We start from the raw sequence: 3284 nt of genomic DNA on the forward strand, positions 1-3284 counted from the left end.
CCTGTTTTGTTTAACGTGTACACGAATTACGCCCCGTTCATAGAGAAGGCGGAGGTATTGGTTTATGCGCCAGAGGACGTTGATCGCACGAAGCCTGCGGCAGTGATTCCGGTTAAGTGGGATCCTAAGCTCACCACAGTGAATGTTGAGTGGTCTGGTGAATGGAATCAGTCCATTAAGTTACAAGAAAACCAAGTTTTATCCTACAACTTGCGAGTGTATGACAAAGATGGTGTTTGGGATGAGACCAGCTATCGCACGTTGCGCTTACTATCGTTGGCAAATCGAGAAAAAGAAAAAGACAACTTAAGAGGAAATGTTAGTTTAGGCACGCAGCAACTTGCGAATCAAGAGATTGGTGGTAATTTAGAGAATTACGTTGTTGAAACTGAGCAGTACGGCACCAATGCTTTGCTCACTCAGAACATTCAAGTGAATGGTTCGCGCGTCCGTGTTCGAGGAAATAATATTCCTGAAGGTTATACTTTGAGCATCAACGGTAACTCTGTGCCTGTTGACACAAAGAGGCAGTTTGTTGTTGAGTATATACTTCCGGTAGGCAAGCATCAGTTGCAGGTTCAGACCATGAAGCCTGGGGCAAGTGAGGCTATGGTTAGCGCGCTTGATGTTGATGTGACGGGTAAATACTTTTTCTTGGTTGGTTTGGCTGATTTGACTGTGTCAGAGAATAAATCATCAGGTAACGTCACCGCCATATCACCTTCAGAAAAAGAGCGATTTGACTCAGTTCAAACTGATGGTCGTTTAGCGTTTTACTTGAAGGGCAAGGTTCAAGGCAAATATTTGATTACAGCTCAAGCGGACACTCGAGAGAAGGAAATTGACAAGTTGTTTAGTGGCTTCTTCAAAGCTGATGCTCAAGACTTATTTCGTCGTATAGACCCAGATGCTTACTATCCTGTGTATGGTGATGACTCCACCACAGTCCGAGACGTTGACACCCAAGGTCGATTGTACGTTCGACTTGATTGGGATAAAAACCAAGTGTTATGGGGCAACTTCAACACGGACTTAAACGACACCACCCTATCGCAATATAACCGTGGTTTATATGGTGCTAAGGTGCAGCTTCGCAGCAAGCGGACGAACGAACTTGGGGAGCCGAGTTCACAACTGCAAGCATTCGCTTCTGAGCAACAAACTGCGCCGGGTCAATCAGAGTTTTTAGGCACGGGCGGCAGTTTGTACTACCTCAAAAACACAGACATTTTACCGGGTTCGGAACAGGTATCTGTGCTGGTGCGAGACAAAGACAGTGGTCGAGTATTGGGTGAAACCAAGCTGGTTTCAGGCCGAGATTATGAAATGGATGACTTCCAAGGTCGACTCATTCTTAATCGTCCTTTGCATCAAATCATCCGTGACAACAACATCATTTTAGACAACCCGAACAGTGGTGACCAACAAACGCTCGTGGTTAGCTATGAATACTTCCCTGAGAGCTTTGACTCAGGCAACTTGGTTGCGGGTGTTAAAGGTAAGCAATGGTTTGGTGATCACTTCGCTGCGGGCGGCACTTATGTTGAAGACCGACGTTCAGGTAGTGACTACAAATTACAAGGTGTTGACCTTACCTTCCAAAAAGGCAAAGGCACTTATCTCAAATTTGAGAATGCCAACTCAGAATCTTACTCGGCGCCGATATTCTACTCAGACAATGGTGGTTTATCTTTCTTTGAGGTTCCGACCAGTGCACAGCGTAAAGGCGAAGCCAACAGTTTGGAAGGCAGCATAAACTTCAAAGAGCTCGGCGTTACCTCACGTGAAGCTGTGGTTAAAGGCTGGTACATTGAGAAGGACGCGGGCTTCTCCAACTCTCGTATCGACAATATTGGTTACGATGTCAAAGATTGGGGTGTAGAAGGTGGTGCTCAGATTTCTAACGACTTCAAATTGACTGCCAGCTACCGAGATTTAAAGCGCGATGGTCTCACTGACTACGAACGTCTCAAACGCAGTCGCGTCAATGGCTTATGGACATATGCGCCTAATCAATCGATCAGTGCGGAATTCCAGCGCGTCGAAGAAAATGAGAGTGGCAAGATTGGAGAGGCTTCGTTGGTTGGTTTGCGCTTTAACAACCGCATTGGTAAAAACCTAGATGTATACGCTGGTGGTCAGGTTGCATTTGACCGCACCAATTACGACAAAAACGACGCCTTCATGGTTGGTGGTCGTTACACATTCAACAACTTGTCAACGGTTGGTGTTGATTACGTTAACGGCGACCGAGGCAACGCGCTCACGGCTTCAGGTGAGTATCGCCGCACTGAGAAGCACACGCTCTACTCGTCGTATACCTACTCTCCAGACAGCACCATCAGCAATGACTTGTTTGGTAATCGTAGCTACTTCAAAGAAAATGGTTTTACGGTTGGTCAACGCTGGCAGGTTAGTGACAAAGTTCGGTGGACTAATGAAAGTCAATGGATCAAAGACAGTAGCCAAAAAGGGTTGGTGAATAACTTTGGTTTAGAGTTTGCACCGCGCACGGGTTGGAACATTGGCTTTAATGTCCAGCGGGGGACGCTTGACAGCATCTCAACGGGGCAAGAGACCAAACGAGAGGCTTACTCAATCAACGCGGGTTTCACAGACAAAGTGGTTGACTGGAACAGTAAGCTTGAATACCGCAGGGACAGCGGTAGCGAAAGTCGAGATCAATGGGTTACTACCAACCGAGTGGGTTACAAACTCAGTGAGGACTGGCGTTTCATGGGACGTTTAAACTACTCACGTACCACCAACGAAAAGACCAACCAGCTTGAGGCTCAACTCATCGAGTCAGGCATTGGTTTCGCTTATCGCCCACTGGGTGGTCGTTGGAATGCGCTGGGTAAATACACGTACTTATACGATCTTGGCAGCCCGGCACAAACGGGCGGTGCCAACTATGACCAGCGCTCACAGATTTTCTCAGTTGAAGGCACGTATGAGGCCAATCCACGCTGGGAGTACGCAGGCAAGTTGGCCTATCGTTTAAGCGAAGCGCGTATTGGTCGGGGCACGGGAGGTTGGTACTCGAACAATGCCACATTTGCAGCTTTGCAGGCACGTTACCACATTGGTGATCGGGGCGATAGTGGCAATATCTGGTCGGGTTGGAGTGCGATGGCAGAGTACCGGATGTTAGATGTCAAAAATGATGGCATTAAGAGTGGTTTCTTAGTGTCGTTGGACAAAGATGTGAATAAGTACATGAAGGTAGGACTTGGTTATAACTTCACAGACTACAGCAGTGACTTGACTGATTTGGACTACGA

Annotated in this window: 1 protein-coding gene; it reads left to right on the forward strand. The window is 47.2% G+C overall.

What is annotated here, in order from left to right:
- A partial coding sequence (locus tag IE082_RS10915) for a TonB-dependent receptor (RefSeq protein WP_189493944.1) occupies nt 1-3284 on the forward strand: 3284 nt, incomplete at both ends.

Origin of the sequence: Formosimonas limnophila (assembly GCF_014652675.1) — a bacterium.
GTDB classification, from domain to species: Bacteria; Pseudomonadota; Gammaproteobacteria; order Burkholderiales; family Burkholderiaceae; genus Hydromonas; species Hydromonas limnophila.